Origin of the sequence: Streptomyces sp. NPDC006393 (assembly GCF_040628575.1) — a bacterium.
In the GTDB taxonomy this organism is placed as follows: Bacteria; Actinomycetota; Actinomycetes; order Streptomycetales; family Streptomycetaceae; genus Streptomyces.
Genome location: NZ_JBEXZD010000001.1, coordinates 195,260 through 211,974 on the forward strand (window position 1 = coordinate 195,260; position 16,715 = coordinate 211,974).

Here is a 16,715-nt window from a genome sequence, read left to right on the forward strand (position 1 = left end):
GCCCGCCCCACCCACCGGGCGATACGCGTGCTAAGGAGCCCGCGATGAGCGAGATGATCACCGCGGATCTGGTCGATCTCGACCTGTCCGCCGACACGAAGGAAGCCGCGGCGCGCGCGCTCGCCGAGCGGATGGTGGCCCGTGGCCGGGTGACCGATCTGGAGGGCTTCCTCGCCGACGTGGCCGCCCGTGAGGCGCAGATGCCGACCGGTCTCGACGGCGGCATCGGCATCCCGCACTGCCGCAGCGCCCATGTCACCGAGCCGACGCTCGCCTTCGGGCGCAGCGCCGTCGGGATCGACTTCGGCGCACCGGACGGGCCCGCCGACCTGATCTTCCTGATCGCCGCTCCGGCCGGTGCCGACGACGCCCATCTGGCGATCCTGTCCTCGCTGGCCCGGCAGCTGATGAACGCGGAGTTCACCGGCGCGCTGCGGTCGGCGGGCGACGCGGCGACCGCGGCGGCGCTCATCCGCGGCGACGAGACTCCGGCGGAGGCGTCTGCCCGGGGCGGGGGCGCACAGGTGTCCGCGGACATGTCCGGCACCTCCGAAGACACCGCCGCGGCGTCAGGGGCGGCCTCCCCCGGCGCCGCGGCGGGCACCACCACAGCGGCGGCACCGGCGGCACCGGCGGCCCCGGATGCCGCCGCGCCCGCCGGCGAGGAGCGGCCGTTCCGGATCGTCGCCGTCACCTCCTGCCCCACCGGTATCGCGCACACCTACATGGCCGCCGAGTCGCTGGAGAACGCCGGCCGCGAGGCGGGTGTCGAGGTGCTCGTCGAGACCCAGGGCTCGGCCGGCTTCACCCGGCTCGACCCGGGCGTGATCGCGGCGGCGGACGGTGTGATCTTCGCCCACGACGTCCCCGTACGGGACAAGGACCGCTTCGCCGGGAAGCCGACCGTCGACGTCGGCGTCAAGGCGGGCATCAGCCGGCCCGGCGAACTGATTGTTGAGGTCCGGGAGAAGGCCGCGCGCGGCGAGGTCACCTCGGCGGCGGCGCCCGGCGGCACGCCGGTCGAACGGGCCGGTGAGGCGGGCGAGGGCTACGGCACGAAGCTGCGCAAATGGCTTATGTCGGGCGTCAGTTACATGGTGCCGTTCGTCGCGGCGGGCGGTCTGCTGATCGCCCTGGGCTTCGCGATCGGCGGCTACGAGATCAAATCGGCGCCGTCGGTCATGAACCACTTCGTGTGGACGCAGTCCGACAGCTGGGCCGCCCTGCTGTTCCAGATCGGCGGCGTGGCCTTCGCCTTCCTCGTCCCCGTCCTGGCCGGCTACATCGCCTACGGCATGGCCGACCGCCCGGGGCTCGTCCCCGGCTTCGTCGGCGGCTCGATCGCCCTCACCATCAACGCGGGCTTCCTCGGCGGCCTGGTGGCCGGTCTGATCGCCGGCGGTGTGGTGATGGCCATTCAGAAGGTGCGCATCCCGGCGCCGCTGCGCGGCATCATGCCGGTGGTGGTGATCCCGCTGATCTCCTCGGCGGTGGTCGGGTTCCTGATGTTCGTGGTCATCGGCAAGCCCATCGCCTCCGGGCAGAAGGCGATGACCGACTGGCTGAACGGCCTCACCGGAACCAACGCCGTCCTGCTCGGCGCGCTGCTCGGCCTGATGATGTGCTTCGACCTCGGCGGTCCGGTCAACAAGGTCGCCTACGCCTTCGCCACCTCCGGAATCGCGGTCTCCGACCCCAGCGACTCCGCGATGAAGATCATGGCCGCGGTCATGGCGGCGGGCATGGTGCCGCCGCTGGGGATGGCCCTGGCCACCACCGTGCGCGGCCGGCTCTTCACCCGGGCCGAGCGGGAGAACGGCAAGGCCGCCTGGGTTCTGGGCGCCTCCTTCATCTCCGAGGGCGCGATCCCGTTCGCGGCGGCCGACCCACTGCGGGTCATCCCCGCCTCCATGGTCGGCGGCGCGCTCACCGGAGCCCTGTCGATGACCTTCGGCGCGACGCTGCGCGCCCCGCACGGCGGCATCTTCGTGGTCCCGCTGATCGGCAACCCGTTCCTGTATCTGATCGCCATCGCGGCGGGCATGTGCGTGACGACCGCGCTGGTGGTCGCCCTCAAGTCGCTGCGCAAGCCCGCGCCGGGCGCGGCGGCCGAGGCGGGCGGCGCGGACGCGGGCGAGGGGCCGCAGGCCGCGGCCGCGGGGCGCAAGCAGCCGGTGGCGGCCTGACGGCGGACGCGTCGAAACCCCTTTGGGGTGCTGTGAGTAGTTCACGTCACTTGCGAGATGCGTCACGGTCCGGGACCAACGTCCCGGACCGTGGTGTTCACTTGGAGACATGCCTGAGCACGTCTCGATCCTGATCTGGTTCGGTGTGGTCCTGCCCGCCGTGCTGGTCATCGTCTGCGCCATCGGCCTCGCCGGCTACCGCTTCGGCCTGCGGTTCGAGATCCGTCGACGGCATCGTGTCCCCGGCCTGCCGGCCCTCCCGTCGCAGCGCGGCTCGGGCCCCCACCGGGAGTACGTCGAGCTGACCCCGGCCGAACGGGCCGCCTTCGCCGGCCTGATGCGCCAACTCGGCGACGGCCACTGACGACGCCAGGGCCCGCCTACTGCACCCGCGCCGCCGGTCCGCCGCGCTGCCTCCTCTACGGCACCCGCGCCGCCGCCGGTCCGCCACGCCGCCTCGTCTACGGCACCTGCGCCGCCCGGCGCTCCATCGCGTCCCGGGCGGCGTCCTCCGTCACGTACACCTCGCACATGTGGCGGCCGTCGGGCGTCGCCGTGTGCTCGACCTCCCACAGGGAGATCTCCACGCCGTCGCTCAGCAGGAACGCGTGCTCGTAGAGCGAGAAGCACAGTCCGGCGCGGCGCGTGCGGGAGGGGCGGCCGAACGCCTGGGTGATCTGGTGCCCGTACGCCGTGGCCAGCCGGGCGGCGACGTCCGGGCCCGGCCGGTCCGCGTTCTCCGCGCGCCGCAGCAGACGGCGCGCGTGGTCGGCCGAGTCCTCCGGGGCGTACGCGTGCCGGGCCTCGGGCAGCGGCGAGAGCTGCACCAGCACCGGCAGGTCCAGCTCCGGGTTGTCCGGCGGGAACGGCAGCCGGGCGGTGGCCGTGCGCAGCTCCTCCTCGTCGACGTACAGCTCGTGCTGCGGCTCGCTGCCGGGCGCGGTGTTGTGGACCAGCTCCCAGAGGGTGAGCGCCGAGCCGTCGGCCAGCAGCCAGGTGTGCCGGTACGTCTCGCGGTGCAGCCCCGCGCTGTGGTGCGCGGAGTGCAGCGAGCCGTCGTAGGCCAGCGCGCAGTCCAGGTGCCGTATCGTCTCGTCGGGCAGCTCGAAGGAGTTCAGCGCACGGCCGAGGAGCCGCGCGAGATGCTCCTCCAAGGAATCCGGCGACTCGCGTGGTTCGTACGCTGTCGTCTCGTACGGAACGCTCAAGGTTTCTCCCGGCGTCGCTGCATGTCACCTTGTGGGTGCATACCGTAGCCCCTCGGTCGGACATCATGTCCGGGAACCGAGAAAACGTACGGCGGAAAAACTGGCGGGCCGCGCGAGAAGTTCCCGCGCGGCCCGCCGTACCGTCAGAATCCGCTGCTCACAAGCCTGTTGGCGGGTCAGGGGCGGCTGCTGGGCCGGACCGGTCAGAGGGCGCTGCCGGCGGTCCACTCGCTCCAGGACATGTTCCAGCCGTTGAGGCCGTTGTCCGGGGCGACGGTCTTGTCGGGGGAGTTCCTCACGATCACGACATCACCGATGAGCGAGCTGTCGTAGAACCACTTGGCGTTGGTGGCGCCTCCTCCGCCCTGCACGTCCGCCATCCCGACGCAGCCGTGGCTGGTGCCCTCCCGGCCGAAGGGCGGATTGCCCTGGTTGTACCAGTAGTTGCCGTGGATGAAGGTGCCGGTGTCCGTGAGGCGCATGGCGTGCGGCACGTCCGGGATGTTGTACTCGCCGCCCAGGTCGACCGTCCGGCTGTCCATGCGTGTCTGGAGGAACTTCTCCGAGATCACCATCTTGCCGTTGTACGTGGTGTGCTCCGGGCTGCCGGTGGACACCGGGAGCGTCTTGACGGTCTGCCCGTCCCGGACCACCGTCATGGTCTGCGTGTTCACGTCCACCGTGGAGATCTGCGAGCGGCCGACGGTGAAGGTCACGGTCTTCTTCTGCACACCGTAGACGCCGTTCGCGCCCTGCACGCCGTCCAGGTCGATCCTCATCGTGACCTTGGAGCCGGCCTTCCAGTAGTCCTGCGGGCGGAAGTCGAGCCGCTGCGAGCCGAACCAGTGGCCGACCACCTGCTGGCCGGTGCTGGAGGTGACCGTGATGTGCGACTGCACGGTCTTCCTGTCGGTGATCGGCTTGTCGAACACGAACTTCACGGGCATGCCGACGCCGACCGTGGTGCCGTCGTCCGGCGTGTAGGTGCCGATGAAGCTGTTGGCCGTGGTGACGGTGGTGAAGATGGAGTTGGCCGCGGCCGTACGGCCGTCCGCGTCCTTCGCGGTCGCCGAGATCTGGTACTTCGTCCCGCGCTCCAGCTGCTCCTTCGGCTTCCAGCCGGCGCCGTCGGCGGAGATCGCACCGGGAACGGCTTGCCCCGACCCCGCCACGGTCATCCTCACCTCGGTCAGCCTGCCGCCGCTGACCTTCACCCCCGTGGTGTTGATCGACGCACCGGTCGAGCCGTCCTGCGCCGAGATGGCGATCTTCGCGGTGGAGGTCTTCGGGTCGTCCTTGCCGCCGCCGCGGCCGTCGTCGCTGGCCTTGGCGTCGCCGCCGCATCCGGTCAGGGTGAGGGTGCCGACCATCAGGGCGGCACAGGCCCCCAGTGCGCGCCGCGCTGTCATGTCCGGCCTTGTCACGGGCTTCTCCAGGTTGGTGTCGTGTGCGTGTTCCGCTGCAGTGCGTCGGTGAAGAGGCCGACGGGCCGTCACGAGGTTCCCGCCGCCCGGGCGAAAACCCTCACGGTGACAGAACCGCGACAATCACCGGAAACGGCTTCAGCGGCTGGGGTCGTACAGCTCGCCGTAGGACGGCCAGGCCCCGGCCGGGGTGTGGACCGGCTCGGCCGCGCGGACGGCTCGTACGATCGCCCGGGTGACGGTGTCCGCGCCGGCGGCGAGGATGTCGTTGAGGGCGAGGGGCTGGTCGGGCGCGAGCGGGCGGGCACCGGTGGACAGGGCGAACACCGTGTCACCGTCGTTGAGCAGGTGCACCGGCCGCACGGCCCGGGCTATGCCGTCGTGGGCCGTGCCGGCGAGCTTCTGGGCCTGCGCCTTGGACAGGTCCGCGTCGGTGGCGACCACCGCGAGCGTCGTGTTCAGCGGGGGCGGCGCGTTCCGCGCGGCGGCCTCGGCCAGCCGCCGGCGCGCCGCCTCGTGCACCCCGGCGTCCGGGTACGCGACCCGGCCCTGGAACAAGTCCCCGTACAGCACCCCCGTGTCCGGATCCACGGCCGAACCGGCCGCGTTGGCCACCACCAGCGCCGCCACCGTGACGCCCGAGGCGAGCACCGTGCTCGCCGTGCCGACCCCGCCCTTGACGGGGCCGACGGTCGCTCCCGTGCCGGCGCCGACGCATCCCTGTGGCACGGGCCCGCCCGGCTTGCTCGCGGCGGCGGCCTCCACCGCCTCGCGCCCGGTGGCCGCGTCCGGCCAGGCCCGGAAGTCGCCGCCCCGGCCCAGGTCGAACACGCAGGCGGCGGGCACGACCGGCACGACATGGGAAGGGTCCGGTCCCACCCGCACCCCGCGGCCCCGCTCCTCCAGCCAGGCCATCACCCCCGAGGCCGCGTCCAGCCCGTACGCGCTGCCGCCGGTCAGCACGACCGCCTCCACCCTCCGCACCAGGTTGCGCGGATCGAGGGCGTCGGTCTCCTTGGTGCCGGGCCCGCCGCCGCGCACGTCCACCGCGGCGACGGCGCCGCCCTCCGGTGCCAGCACGACCGTGGTGCCGGTGAGCCACCCGCCACCCCTGCGCGTGGCGTGGCCCACCCGCAGGCCGGGGACATCCGTCAATGCGTCAGCCGTCATGGAAGTCAGTCTCCCCGGACCTGCCGGAGCGTCATGCAGCCTGTTCCGCCGAACGGCCCGCGCCTCTTCCCGCGGTCTTCCGGCCCGTCAGGGCCACACCCGCCGCCACCGAGAGCGCCGAGACGATGCCCGCGGCGAACACCGCCCAGTCGCCCAGGAAGGTGCAGCAGATCACCAACAGGGCCGTGGTGGGCAGCACCGTCTGCTGGGCGATGCCCACCTTGAAGTACCGCGAGTGCAGCGCCCACACGGTGAGCAGATACAGCGCCGTCGGGAGGGTGACGGCCGCCGACGCGGCCAGGGCCGACAGATGGGTCTTGTCGACCGCCTGCTCGACGGCCACCTCCAGCCCCGCGCCGATCGCCGCGGCCGAGGCGAGGATCACGTAGTGGCCGTAACCCCACAGGAACGACTCCCGGTTGGAGCGCAGATGTCCGTGGATCGGCACCACGAAGTAGATCCACCAGGCGGAGAAGACGATCAGCAGGCCGCCCGCCGCGATCGGCAGCAGCTCGCCCAGTGCCTTGTGCTCGTCCGCGGCCGACTTCACCGCGATGGTGGCCGCCGCGATGGTCTCGCCCAGCACGATGATGGTGAACAGCCCGTACCGCTCGGCGATGTGATGCGGATGCCAGGAGGTGGCGTACGCCCTCTCCGCGATCAGCGGCACGGACAGCTCCGCGATCACCATCACCAGGAACACCCACGGCCGGGCCGGCTCCGGCAGCAGCACCAGCCCCAGCCAGCCGACCTGGCACAGCAGCACCCCCATCGCGTACCGCCGTGCCATGCGCCTCTCCGCGCCCTCGGCCCACCGCGCGGCCCGCAGCCACTGGGAGGCCATCGCCAGCCGCATGATCACATAGCCGAGCCACACCAGGAAGAAGTCGTGCTGCGTGAACGCCCGCGAGATGCCGGCGGCCAGCACCAGTACACCGGCGATCTGCACCAGGGTGACGAGCCGGTAGAGCACGTCGTCGTTGTCGTACGCGGAGGCGAACCACGAGAAGTTCATCCAGGCCCACCAGATGGCGAAGAACGCCATGGCGTAGTTCAGGATGCCGTGGCCCGCCCGGCCCTCGACCACGGCGTGCACCAACTGCACGCCCGCCTGGGCGACGGCCACCACGAAACACAGGTCGAAGAAGAGCTCCAGTGCGGTGGCGACCCGGTGCGCCTCGTGGCGTTCGCGTGCGGTCAGCGGGCGCAGCGGACGGCGGACGTGGGAAGCGGTGGTGGGGGCGGTCTCCGGAGTGGAATCGGAACTGGACGTCATGGCTCCCAGCACAGCAGAAAGCGACCGGGATTGCCCGGGCCGGCCGTCCGCGCCGGTCACCGTACCCTGGAGGCATGAGCACCGCCTCCGAGCCGCGCGACCCGAAGAACGCGCTGATCTTCGACGATCCGCTGAACCAGCAGTCCACGGACGACACCGACCGGGGATGGGGCGAGCGCACGGACGGCGACGCCGCCGCCGACCTCAGGCGCTTCCTCGACGAGAAGCCGCCCCACCACCTCTGACACCACCGGACAGGTCCTAGCGTCGCTCGTACTCGGCCTGGGCGCCGCCGCCGCGCTGGGCGACCAGCTCGTCGCGGATCTCCTTGAGCACCTGAAGCTCGGTCACCTCGATGACCTCGTGCGTGCCCTCCCTTGCCTTCTTCCGCGCCTCCTGCCGGGCCAGGAACTTCGCCATGGGCAGCACCATCAGGAAGTAGACCACCGCCGCGGTGATCAGGAACTGAAGCGTGGCGCCGAGGACCGAGCCCCACATGATCTGGATGCCCTGGTCGCCCTTGCACGTCGTGCTCACGCACGAGCTGTAGTGATCGAGGTTCTGGGTGCCGATCGCCCCGACCACCGGATTGATGACGCCCTTCACCACCGCGTTGACGATGTTGGTGAAGGCGGCGCCGACGACCACCGCGACGGCCAGATCGACGACGTTCCCGCGCATCAGAAAGGCCTTGAAGCCCTGCCAGACGCTCGGGTCCTTCTTCGCGCTCACCTGCGGCCCCTCCTAGGACATGCGGGTTGTAGAACAAACAGTTCAGCAACCTACGACTCACCACAGGGTCACCGCCAATCGGTCGGTCGCGCTCGCCCCGGCCAGGCTGGCCGCGGCCGAACGCGGCACCGAGAGCGCGACGAGCGCCCCGCCCCCGCTCCAGCCGCCGCCCGCGCTGCCGCTCCCGCCCTCGCCCGCCGCCGCGCCGTCCAGAACCGGCTCCGGCACCCTCGCCACCCGCGCCCCGTGCGCGACCACGCGGGCCCGGCCGCCCACCGCCGGGTCCTCCGCGGCGATCACGTCCACCCGGTCACCGGGCCGCAGCAGCCGGACCGTGGCCGCGTCGGCGAGGCGCACGGGCACGGTCACCGTCCGTCCCGCGTCCGCGCACCGAGTGCCGGGCCCGTTCGACGAGGTGTCGGCCGCCCGCACCGGATGCCCGCGGGCCGGCCCACCACGCGGTGGATCCGACGCGGCCCGCGGACCGGCGGCCACCAGTGCGGCCGCGGTGACCGCCAGCCCGGCGGCCATGGCCCGCCGCCGGTGCCGTACGAGCCGGCGCAGCCCGCACCGCCCGCCCCGCACGCGCACCGGCGGGAAGGGCGGCACCTCACACGTGGCCGGCACGTCCGTGCCGGGCGGTGACGGCGAAGCGCCGACAGAGGGCGCGAACGGGAGCGACAGTGGCGCCCGCAGTGATCCCAGCGATCTGAGAGACACGGGTGACTCGGAGGACTGGCGCGACCAGGACGGCGAGGGCGTCGGCGACGGCATGGACATGAGGAGACCACCACCTGAGGTGCGGGATCGGCGGGAAACGGCTTGCGACGCCCACGATGAGGCATCGCGCCGCCGCCCGCCGGAGCCCGTGCGCTACTCACGGGTTGTGGACAACCTCGCCACCCGAACGTGGCGTTCCGGCCCGTCGTTCCGGCCCGTCTCCGTACCCGGGGCGGGTCGGCAGGCTCCCCTACGGCAGCGCGAACCCCGGGTCCATCCCGCCCAGCGCGGTCGCGCACGCGCAGTCCCGCTCCCCGGTGGCGGGCAGCGCGGCCACTGTGTCGAACAGCACGCTCCGCAGCCGTTCCACGTTGGCGGCGAAGACCCGCAGCACCTCCTCGTGGGAGACGCCCTCGCCGGTCTCCGCGCCCGCGTCGAGGTCGGTGACCAGCGTCAGGGAGGTGTAGCAGAGCTCCAGCTCCCGGGCGAGCGCCGCCTCGGGATGCCCGGTCATGCCCACCACCGACCAGCCCTGCGCCTGATGCCACAGCGATTCGGCGCGGGTGGAGAAGCGCGGCCCCTCCACCACGACCAGCGTGCCGCCGTCGACCGCGTCCCAGTCCCGCCCGCGCGCCGCCTTCAGCGCGGTCGCGCGGCCCGTGGGGCAGTAGGGGTCGGCCAGGGAGACGTGCACCACGTTCGGCAGCGAGCCGTCGGCCAGCGGAAGCCCGTCGAAGTAGGTCTGCTCCCGCGACTTCGTACGGTCGACGAACTGGTCCGGCACGAGCAGCGTGCCCGGCCCGTACTCGGGCCGCAGACCGCCCACCGCGCAGGGGCCGAGGACCTGGCGCACGCCCACCGAGCGCAGCGCCCACAGGTTGGCCCGGTAGTTGATGCGGTGCGGCGGAAGGTGGTGGCCGCGGCCGTGCCGGGGCAGGAAGGCCACCCGCCGGCCGGCGATCTCGCCGAGGAAGAGGGAGTCGCTGGGTGCCCCGTACGGCGTGTTCACCTGGACCTCGGTCACGTCGTCCAGGAACGAGTAGAAGCCGGACCCGCCGATGACACCGATCTCTGCGTTCGCCATGGGCAGCACACTAGCCGTCCGCGTGAACGCCGAGGACCCCGCCGTCCGGTGACGGCGGGGTCCCGAGAAGCGGTGGGGTCAGGCGGCGGAGCTGCTCGCCGAGCCCGTCGAGGACGACGACGAGGACGCCGAAGACGAGGACGCCGAAGAGGAGCCGGAGCCGGACGACCCGGACGACGAGGCGCCGGAGCCGCTCGACGGCTTCGACGACGCCGGGCTGCTGCTCGACGAGGAGCCGCGGCTGTCGTTGCGGTAGAAGCCGGAGCCCTTGAAGACAATGCCGACCGCGGAGAACACCTTCTTCAGGCGGCCACCGCAGTTGGGGCACTCGGTGAGCGCGTCGTCGGTGAACTTCTGCACCGCCTCGAGGCCCTCGCCGCACTCGGTGCACTGGTACTGGTAGGTGGGCACTGTCTTCCTCCTGGCACTCTCACTCGATGAGTGCTAACGACGGTCCATAGTGACGTATTCCGTGGAATCAGTCCACTGTGGCGGGCGTGCGGTGACCGACGCCACGCGCCACGGTGCGGCTGTGGGCCCGGGTGGCGAGGTGCGACCGCAGGGTCACGAGGGTCAGCAGGGCGAGCACCGTGCCGGACATCGGGACCAGGAATCCGGCGCCGGCCCACAGGCGGTCCTCGAGCTGCCCGGCGACGGTGACGGCGGCCGCCTGGCCGAGGGCGACCGCGCCGGTGAGCCAGGTGAACGCCTCGGTGCGGGCCCCGGCCGGGACCAGGCCCTCGACCAGGGTGTAGCCGGTGATCAGGGCGGGCGCGATGCACATGCCCACCAGGAGGCCGAGCGCGGCCAGCAGGAGCACCGAGTGGGCGGTCCACAGCGCGGACGCGGCCACCGCGAGGGCCGTGTAGCCGACGACCAGGCGGCGCTGCGGGGCCGTCTTCCAGGCGAGGGCGCCGCAGGCGATGCCGGAGAGCATGTTGCCCGCGGCGAACGTTCCGTACAGCACGCCGTTGAGACCGGGCTCGCCGATCGACTCGGTGAACGCGGCCAGCGAGACCTGCATGCCGCCGAAGACCGTGCCGATGCCGAGGAAGGCCACGACCAGCACCCGCACACCGGGGACGCGCAGGGCGGAGGAGTGCTCCACGCGCGCGTGCCCGCCGTCGGCACCCACGGGCGGCTGGGTGCGCCTCTGCGCGGCGAACAGCAGACCGCCGACCAGGGTCAGCGCGGCCTCGGTGACCAGGCCCGCCGCCGGGGCGACGGCCGTGCACAGGGCGGTGGCCAGCAGCGGTCCGAGGACGAAGGTGAGCTCGTCGGTGACCGACTCGAAGGCCGCCGCGGTGGTCATCAGCGGGGAGTCCTTCAGGGTCACTCCCCAGCGGGCCCGCACCATGGGCCCGATCTGCGGGACCGAGGCGCCGGTCGGCACGGCCGCCGCGAACAGCGCCCACAGGGGTGCGTGCGCCAGGGCGAGGCCCGTCAGCGTCAGCCCGGCCAGGGTGTGCACCAGGACGCCGGGAAGCAGCACGGCGCGCTGTCCGTACCGGTCGGCGAGGCGACCGCTGTAAGGCGCGAACAGCGCCATGGAGACGCCGGTGACGGCCGCGGCGGCGCCCGCCGAGCCGTAGGAGCCGGTGGTGTGCTGCACGAGCAGCACGATGGAGATGGTCAGCATCGCGAACGGCTGGCGGGCCGCGAAGCCGGGGAGCAGGAACGTCCAGGCGCCGCGGGTGCGCAGCAGTTGCCCGTATCCAGGGCGGGAGGGTGCCGGCGAGGTCGTCGCGGGGTCGGTGGTGGTGACCGCGGATCCCACGGCCCGTGCCTTTCTGCCGCCTGGTAGCGCGGCCCCTTGTGCGGGCGCGCCGAGAGCTGTCCTCTTGCGCGGACTGCGGTAGATGCCGGCGCCCGCCTCGGGGGTGGCCCGGCCGCCATACGGTCGCGCCAGCTCTGCGTCAGGCAGAGTTGGTTCGATCAAGGTGCGCCTTCATCGTACAGGGGTGACGGGCTTGTGCCCCTGTGAAAGTGAGCACCATGAACGGTGCTCGCCTGGGTTCCGAAGCGCTCGAGGGCGGTCACACACAGGAAACGTTCCCTCACCGACCGCGGCCGCCGTGGCGGCCCTCCGCGGGGCCGTCGGCGCCCAGCCAGTCCGCCAGCTTGCCGCCGCGGCCGACCGCGCGCAGCCGGCGTTCCGCGGACTCGCGGACGGGGTCGGTGGTGACCACCAGGAGTTCGTCGCCGCGCCGCAGGACCGTGGAGGGCAACGGAACAAACGATTTTCCGTCGCGGACCACCAGGGTGACCGCCGACCCGGCGGGCAGCCGCAGCTCGTTGATCTCCACACCGTGCATCCGCGACCCCTCCGGGATGGCGACGGACAGCAGATGGCCGCGCAGCCGCTCCAGAGGCGCCGACTCGATGCCGAGGTCGGCGGCTTCCTGGGGTTCGCCGAGGCGCAGCCGGGCGGCCAGCCAGGGCAGGGTCGGCCCCTGGACGAGGGTGTAGACGACGACCAGGACGAAGACGATGTTGAAGATGCGGTGGGTGCTGTCGACGCCGTTCACCATGGGGATGGTGGCCAGGATGATGGGCACGGCGCCGCGCAGCCCGGCCCAGGACATCAGGGTCTGCTCCGGCCACGGCACGCGGAACGGCAGCAGGCTGACCACGACGCTCAGCGGTCGCGCGACCATCGTCAGCACCAGGCCGATGAGCAGGGCGGGCACGATGTCGTCGCCCAGTTCGTGCGGGGTGACCAGCAGGCCGAGCAGGACGAACATGCCGATCTGGGCGATCCAGCCGAGCCCTTCGGCGAAGCCGCGCGTGGCCGGCCAGTGCGGCAGCTTGGCGTTGCCGAGCAGCATCGCCGCCAGGTAGACGGCGAGGAAGCCGCTGCCGTGCGCCAGGGCCCCGGCGGCGTAGGCCGTGACCGCGATCGCCATCACGGCGATCGGGTACAGGCCGGAGGCGGGCAGGGCGACGTGCTTGAGGGCCGAGGAGCCGAGCCAGCCCACCGCGAGGCCGACGGCCGCGCCGATGGCCAGCTCCAGGGCTATCTCGCCCACCAGGGTGTACCAGTGGTCGACCGGCCCGGTGGTGGAGAAGGCGACGACCAGGATGACGACGGGCGCGTCGTTGAAGCCGGACTCGGCCTCGAGCGTGCCCTTCACGCGCGCGGGAAGGGGGATGCGCCGCAGGACGGAGAAGACGGCCGCCGCGTCCGTGGAGGACACCACCGCACCGATGATGAATGCCTGGCGCCAGTCGAGACCGACCAGGTAGTGCGCCCCGGCGGCGGTGACGGCGACGCTGGTCGCGACGCCGAGCAGTGCGAGCACGCAGGCGGACGGCAGGACCGGTCTGATCTCCTTCCACTTCGTGCCGAGTCCGCCCTCGGCGAGGATCACGACGAGGGCCGCGTAGCCGATGATCTGGGTCAGCTCGGCGTTGTCGAAGCGGATGTGGCCGACGCCGTCCGCGCCCATGCCGATGCCGATCCCCAGGTAGACGAGCAGGCTGGGGAGCCCGCTGCGCGAGGAGATCCGTACCGCTGCCACGGCGACGAGCAGGACGAGGGAGCAGGCGAGCAGGAGCTGGTTGAGGTGGTGAACAGTCAGTGGCGCTTCCTTCCCCGCGTTCCGAGTTCTCCGATCGGGACCTCTCGGCCTTCCGGCTCTCCAGCCCTTCGGCTTTCCAGCCCTTCGGCTCTCCGGCCTTCCGGCTCTCCAGCACTTCGGCTTTCCAGCCCTTCGGCTCTCCGGCCTTCCGGCTCTCCAGCCCTTCGGCTCTCCGGTCTTCCGGACTCTCCGGCCTCGGGCTCTCCGGCGTCCGGCACTCCGGTGCTCCGGTGCGCCGAGCCCCCGATTACTTCGTTACCTTACCTAACTCTTGACGCTTTCTTGACACTCGAAGGGCCGAGATCGAACGTTCGTCCGCGCTTGGACCCGACTCCGCGTCAAGTGATACCGGCCCCTGCGCCTATGGTTGCTCCAGCACTCCAGTACCGCCTGCCGCTCGCGTTAGGACAGCAAGGACAGCGATGCCCCCCAACACCACCGCCTCAACGGGTGACAAGCCCGGCAAGTCCGGCAGGAAGAAGGGGCGAAAAGCCCGACTCGTCGTGCTCGTCCTGGTGCTGGCCATCATCGGCGGCATCGCCTACGGGGCCTACTGGTCCATCAGCACCGTCCGCGCCTCCTTCCCGCAGACCAAGGGCTCGATCACGCTCCAGGGCCTGTCGGGCCCGGTCGACGTCAAGCGGGACGGCTACGGCATCCCGCAGATCTACGCCTCCTCGGCCGAGGACCTGTTCATGGCGCAGGGCTACGTCCAGGCCCAGGACCGGTTCTACGAGATGGACGTGCGCCGGCACATGACCTCCGGGCGACTGTCGGAGATGTTCGGCAAGAGCCAGGTCGACAACGACGCGTTCCTGCGCACCCTGGGCTGGGACAAGGTCGCCGAGGAGGAGTACGACAAGAAGCTGTCGGCCTCCACCAAGAAGTACCTCCAGGCGTACTCCCAGGGCGTCAACGCCTACCTCGAGGGCCGGAACGCCAAGGACATCTCCCTGGAGTACGCGGCCCTGGGCTTCACCAACGACTACAAGCCCGGGAAGTGGACCCCGGTCGACTCGGTCTCCTGGCTGAAGGCGATGGCCTGGGACCTGCGCGGCAACATGCAGGACGAGATCGACCGCGCCCTGATGACCAGCCGCCTCGGCCCCAAGCAGATCAAGGACCTCTACCCGGACTACCCCTACAGCCGGAACAAGCCGATCGTCACGCAGGGCCAGTACGACGAGCTCGCCGAGGCGTTCGAGGCGAGCGGTGGCGACAGCACGAGCGGCACCACCGGGACGACGACCGGTACCACCGGTACCTCGACGGGAACCACCGGCACCACCGGCACGACCGGGACGACGGCCGGCACCACCGGCACCGCGGGCGGCACCCCGGCCACGACGGGCGGGTCCTCCACCTCCGGCACCTCCGGCGTGCAGAGCCAGCTCATGGGCCTGCGCAACGTCATGCAGAACCTGCCGACCGCCGTCGGCGTGAACGGCGACGGCATCGGCTCCAACTCCTGGGTGGTGTCCGGGAAGTACACCATCACCGGCAAGCCGCTGCTCGCCAACGACCCGCACCTGTCGCCCTCGCTGCCGGGCGTCTGGTACCAGATGGGCCTGCACTGCCGCTCGGTGTCCGCCGCGTGCCCGTACGACGTCACCGGCTACACCTTCGCGGGCATGCCCGGCGTGATCATCGGCCACAACCAGAACATCGCCTGGGGCATGACCAACTCCGGTGTCGACGTCACCGACCTGTACCTGGAGAAGCTCAGCGGCGACGGCTACCTGCGCGACGACAAGACGGTGCCCTTCCGGAGCCGTGAGGAGACCATCAAGGTCGCCGGCGGCGCGTCCAAGAAGATCGTGGTCCGCCAGACCGAGGACGGCATGCCCCTGCTGTCCGACCGCGACGACGAGCTGGTCAAGGTCGGCAAGAAGGCCCAGGTCAACACGGCGGCACCGGACCGCGGCGACGGTTACGCCGTGGCCCTGAAGTGGACCGCGCTTCAACCGGGCACCACCATGGACGCCGTCTTCGCCCTCGACCGCGCCAAGGACTTCGCCGGCTTCCGGACGGCGGCCGAGAAGTTCGACGTGCCCTCGCAGAACCTGATCTACGCGGACACCGAGAACAACATCGGCTACACGCTGCCCGGCCGCATCCCCACGCGCGCGAAGAACGACGACGGCTCCGTCCCCGCGCCGGGCTGGGACTCCAGGTACGACTGGACCGGCTACCTGAAGCAGGACGAGCTGCCCTACGAGTACAACCCCAAGCGCGGCTACATCGTCACCGCCAACCAGGCCGTCGTCGGCCCGGACGACTACCCGTACACGCTCACCACGGACTGGGGCTACGGCACCCGCAGCCAGCGCATCACCGACCTGATCCAGTCGAAGATCGACGGCGGCGGCAAGATCTCCACCGACGACATGCGGCAGATGCAGACGGACGACAGCAGCGAGATCGCCAAGCTGCTGGTGCCCATGCTGCTGAAGATCGACATCGGCGACAAGGACGTCCGCCGGGCGCAGAAGCTCCTGGAGGGCTGGGACTACACCCAGGACGCGGACTCGGCGGCGGCCGCCTACTTCAACGCGGTCTGGCGCAACATCCTCAAGCTCGCCTTCGGCAACAAGCTGCCCAAGGAGCTGCGGGTCAAGGGCCAGTGCCTGTGGGTGGAGCCGGCCGACAACACCGGCCCGGTCGACGAGGCCACCAAGGTCCGCGAGTGCGGCGAGCGGGACGCCGACCAGGCGCAGCCGGACGGCGGCGACCGCTGGTTCGAGGTGGTCCGCAACCTCGTGGACGACCCGAACAGCGACTGGTGGAAGGCGCCCGCCTCGGGCTACGGCCGGCCCAAGGCCGACAACCGCGACGAGCTGTTCGAGCGCGCCATGATCGACGCCCGCTGGGAGCTGACCGCCAAGCTCGGCAAGGACATCGACACCTGGAGCTGGGGCCGGCTGCACCGCCTGTTCCTGAAGAACCAGACCCTGGGCACCGAGGGACCCGGCTTCCTGAAGTACGTCCTGAACCGGGGCCCCTGGAAGCTCAGCGGCGGCGAGGCCGCGGTCAACGCCTCCGGGTGGAACGCGGCCGGCGGCTACAACGTGGTGTGGGTGCCGTCCATGCGGATGGTGGTCAACCTCGCCGACCTCGACAAGTCCAAGTGGATCAACCTCACCGGCGCCTCCGGTCACGCCTTCAGCGCCCACTACACCGACCAGACGGGCAAGTGGGCCAACGGCGAGCTGCTGCCGTGGTCGTTCTCGGCGAACGCGGTCGAGAAGGACACGAGGGACACGCTGGTGCTCAAGCCGTGACCCGGCGGCCCGCAGGCTGACGAAGGCCCTCCACGCGCGCGTGGAGGGCCTTC

The 16,715-nt window shown here is 71.5% G+C and carries 14 protein-coding genes; 4 read left to right on the forward strand and 10 right to left on the reverse strand.

Annotation, left to right across the window (positions count from 1 at the left end; all coding sequences use genetic code 11):
• Positions 1 to 44 precede the first annotated feature (44 nt).
• Entirely contained in the window at positions 45 to 2,186 is a 2,142-nt protein-coding gene (locus ABZ484_RS00845; RefSeq protein WP_358863727.1) for a fructose-specific PTS transporter subunit EIIC, read from the forward strand.
• 109 nt (positions 2,187 to 2,295) lie between these two features.
• A complete protein-coding gene (locus tag ABZ484_RS00850) occupies positions 2,296 to 2,550 on the forward strand; it encodes a hypothetical protein (protein WP_358863728.1) in 255 nt (84 codons plus the stop codon).
• A gap of 97 nt (positions 2,551 to 2,647) precedes the next feature.
• On the opposite strand, the gene ABZ484_RS00855 is transcribed toward ABZ484_RS00850, so the two are convergent.
• From ABZ484_RS00855 to ABZ484_RS00870, 4 genes are all read right to left on the reverse strand, one after another.
• Positions 2,648 to 3,394 (reverse strand): DUF6227 family protein, encoded by a 747-nt coding sequence (locus ABZ484_RS00855; RefSeq protein ID WP_358863729.1) that lies wholly within the window; start codon positions 3,392 to 3,394, stop codon positions 2,648 to 2,650.
• Between the two features lie 203 nt (positions 3,395 to 3,597).
• Entirely contained in the window at positions 3,598 to 4,764 is a 1,167-nt protein-coding gene (locus ABZ484_RS00860; protein ID WP_358863767.1) for an Ig-like domain-containing protein, read from the reverse strand.
• Between the two features lie 192 nt (positions 4,765 to 4,956).
• Positions 4,957 to 5,988 carry a P1 family peptidase gene (locus ABZ484_RS00865; protein WP_358863730.1) on the reverse strand — a complete coding sequence of 344 codons (1,032 nt, stop codon included), beginning with the start codon at positions 5,986 to 5,988 and terminating at the stop codon, positions 4,957 to 4,959.
• Between the two features lie 31 nt (positions 5,989 to 6,019).
• On the reverse strand, positions 6,020 to 7,264 hold the full coding sequence (locus ABZ484_RS00870; RefSeq protein WP_358863731.1) for a low temperature requirement protein A: 1,245 nt from the start codon (positions 7,262 to 7,264) through the stop codon (positions 6,020 to 6,022).
• A 74-nt stretch (positions 7,265 to 7,338) separates the two neighbouring features.
• On the opposite strand from ABZ484_RS00870, the gene ABZ484_RS00875 reads away from it, so the two are divergent.
• Positions 7,339 to 7,509: a hypothetical protein gene (locus ABZ484_RS00875; protein ID WP_199923065.1), complete on the forward strand. Its 171-nt coding sequence runs from the start codon at positions 7,339 to 7,341 to the stop codon at positions 7,507 to 7,509.
• A 16-nt stretch (positions 7,510 to 7,525) separates the two neighbouring features.
• Here the strand turns inward: ABZ484_RS00875 and mscL are convergent, their stop codons facing one another.
• The 6 genes from mscL to ABZ484_RS00905 form a co-directional block, all read right to left on the reverse strand.
• Entirely contained in the window at positions 7,526 to 7,996 is a 471-nt protein-coding gene (mscL, locus tag ABZ484_RS00880; RefSeq protein ID WP_358863732.1) for a large conductance mechanosensitive channel protein MscL, read from the reverse strand.
• A 57-nt stretch (positions 7,997 to 8,053) separates the two neighbouring features.
• A complete protein-coding gene (locus ABZ484_RS00885) occupies positions 8,054 to 8,623 on the reverse strand; it encodes a hypothetical protein (protein WP_358863733.1) in 570 nt (189 codons plus the stop codon).
• A 343-nt stretch (positions 8,624 to 8,966) separates the two neighbouring features.
• Complete coding sequence (locus tag ABZ484_RS00890) at positions 8,967 to 9,800, reverse strand: S-methyl-5'-thioadenosine phosphorylase (protein ID WP_358863734.1); 834 nt, start codon at positions 9,798 to 9,800, stop codon at positions 8,967 to 8,969.
• A gap of 78 nt (positions 9,801 to 9,878) precedes the next feature.
• Positions 9,879 to 10,211 (reverse strand): FmdB family zinc ribbon protein, encoded by a 333-nt coding sequence (locus ABZ484_RS00895; protein ID WP_358863735.1) that lies wholly within the window; start codon positions 10,209 to 10,211, stop codon positions 9,879 to 9,881.
• A gap of 67 nt (positions 10,212 to 10,278) precedes the next feature.
• A complete protein-coding gene (locus ABZ484_RS00900; protein WP_358863736.1) occupies positions 10,279 to 11,577 on the reverse strand; it encodes an MFS transporter in 1,299 nt (432 codons plus the stop codon).
• Between the two features lie 280 nt (positions 11,578 to 11,857).
• Entirely contained in the window at positions 11,858 to 13,381 is a 1,524-nt protein-coding gene (locus tag ABZ484_RS00905) for a potassium/proton antiporter (RefSeq protein ID WP_358863768.1), read from the reverse strand.
• 422 nt (positions 13,382 to 13,803) lie between these two features.
• On the opposite strand from ABZ484_RS00905, the gene ABZ484_RS00910 reads away from it, so the two are divergent.
• The gene (locus ABZ484_RS00910) at positions 13,804 to 16,662 is read left to right on the forward strand and encodes a penicillin acylase family protein (RefSeq protein WP_358863737.1); all 2,859 of its coding nucleotides are present in this window, start codon (positions 13,804 to 13,806) and stop codon (positions 16,660 to 16,662) included.
• The last annotated feature ends 53 nt before the right edge of the window (positions 16,663 to 16,715 follow it).

Bases quoted from the DNA above. Each gene is read 5' to 3' on its own strand.
- ABZ484_RS00890 (WP_358863734.1), bottom strand. From the start codon at position 9,800: ATGGCGAACGCAGAGATCGGTGTCATCGGCGGGTCCGGCTTCTACTCG.
- ABZ484_RS00875 (WP_199923065.1), top strand. From the start codon at position 7,339: ATGAGCACCGCCTCCGAGCCGCGCGACCCGAAGAACGCGCTGATCTTC.
- ABZ484_RS00910 (WP_358863737.1), top strand. From the start codon at position 13,804: ATGCCCCCCAACACCACCGCCTCAACGGGTGACAAGCCCGGCAAGTCC.
- ABZ484_RS00870 (WP_358863731.1), bottom strand. From the start codon at position 7,264: ATGACGTCCAGTTCCGATTCCACTCCGGAGACCGCCCCCACCACCGCT.
- ABZ484_RS00860 (WP_358863767.1), bottom strand. From the start codon at position 4,764: ATGGTCGGCACCCTCACCCTGACCGGATGCGGCGGCGACGCCAAGGCC.
- ABZ484_RS00865 (WP_358863730.1), bottom strand. From the start codon at position 5,988: ATGACGGCTGACGCATTGACGGATGTCCCCGGCCTGCGGGTGGGCCAC.
- ABZ484_RS00845 (WP_358863727.1), top strand. From the start codon at position 45: ATGAGCGAGATGATCACCGCGGATCTGGTCGATCTCGACCTGTCCGCC.
- ABZ484_RS00850 (WP_358863728.1), top strand. From the start codon at position 2,296: ATGCCTGAGCACGTCTCGATCCTGATCTGGTTCGGTGTGGTCCTGCCC.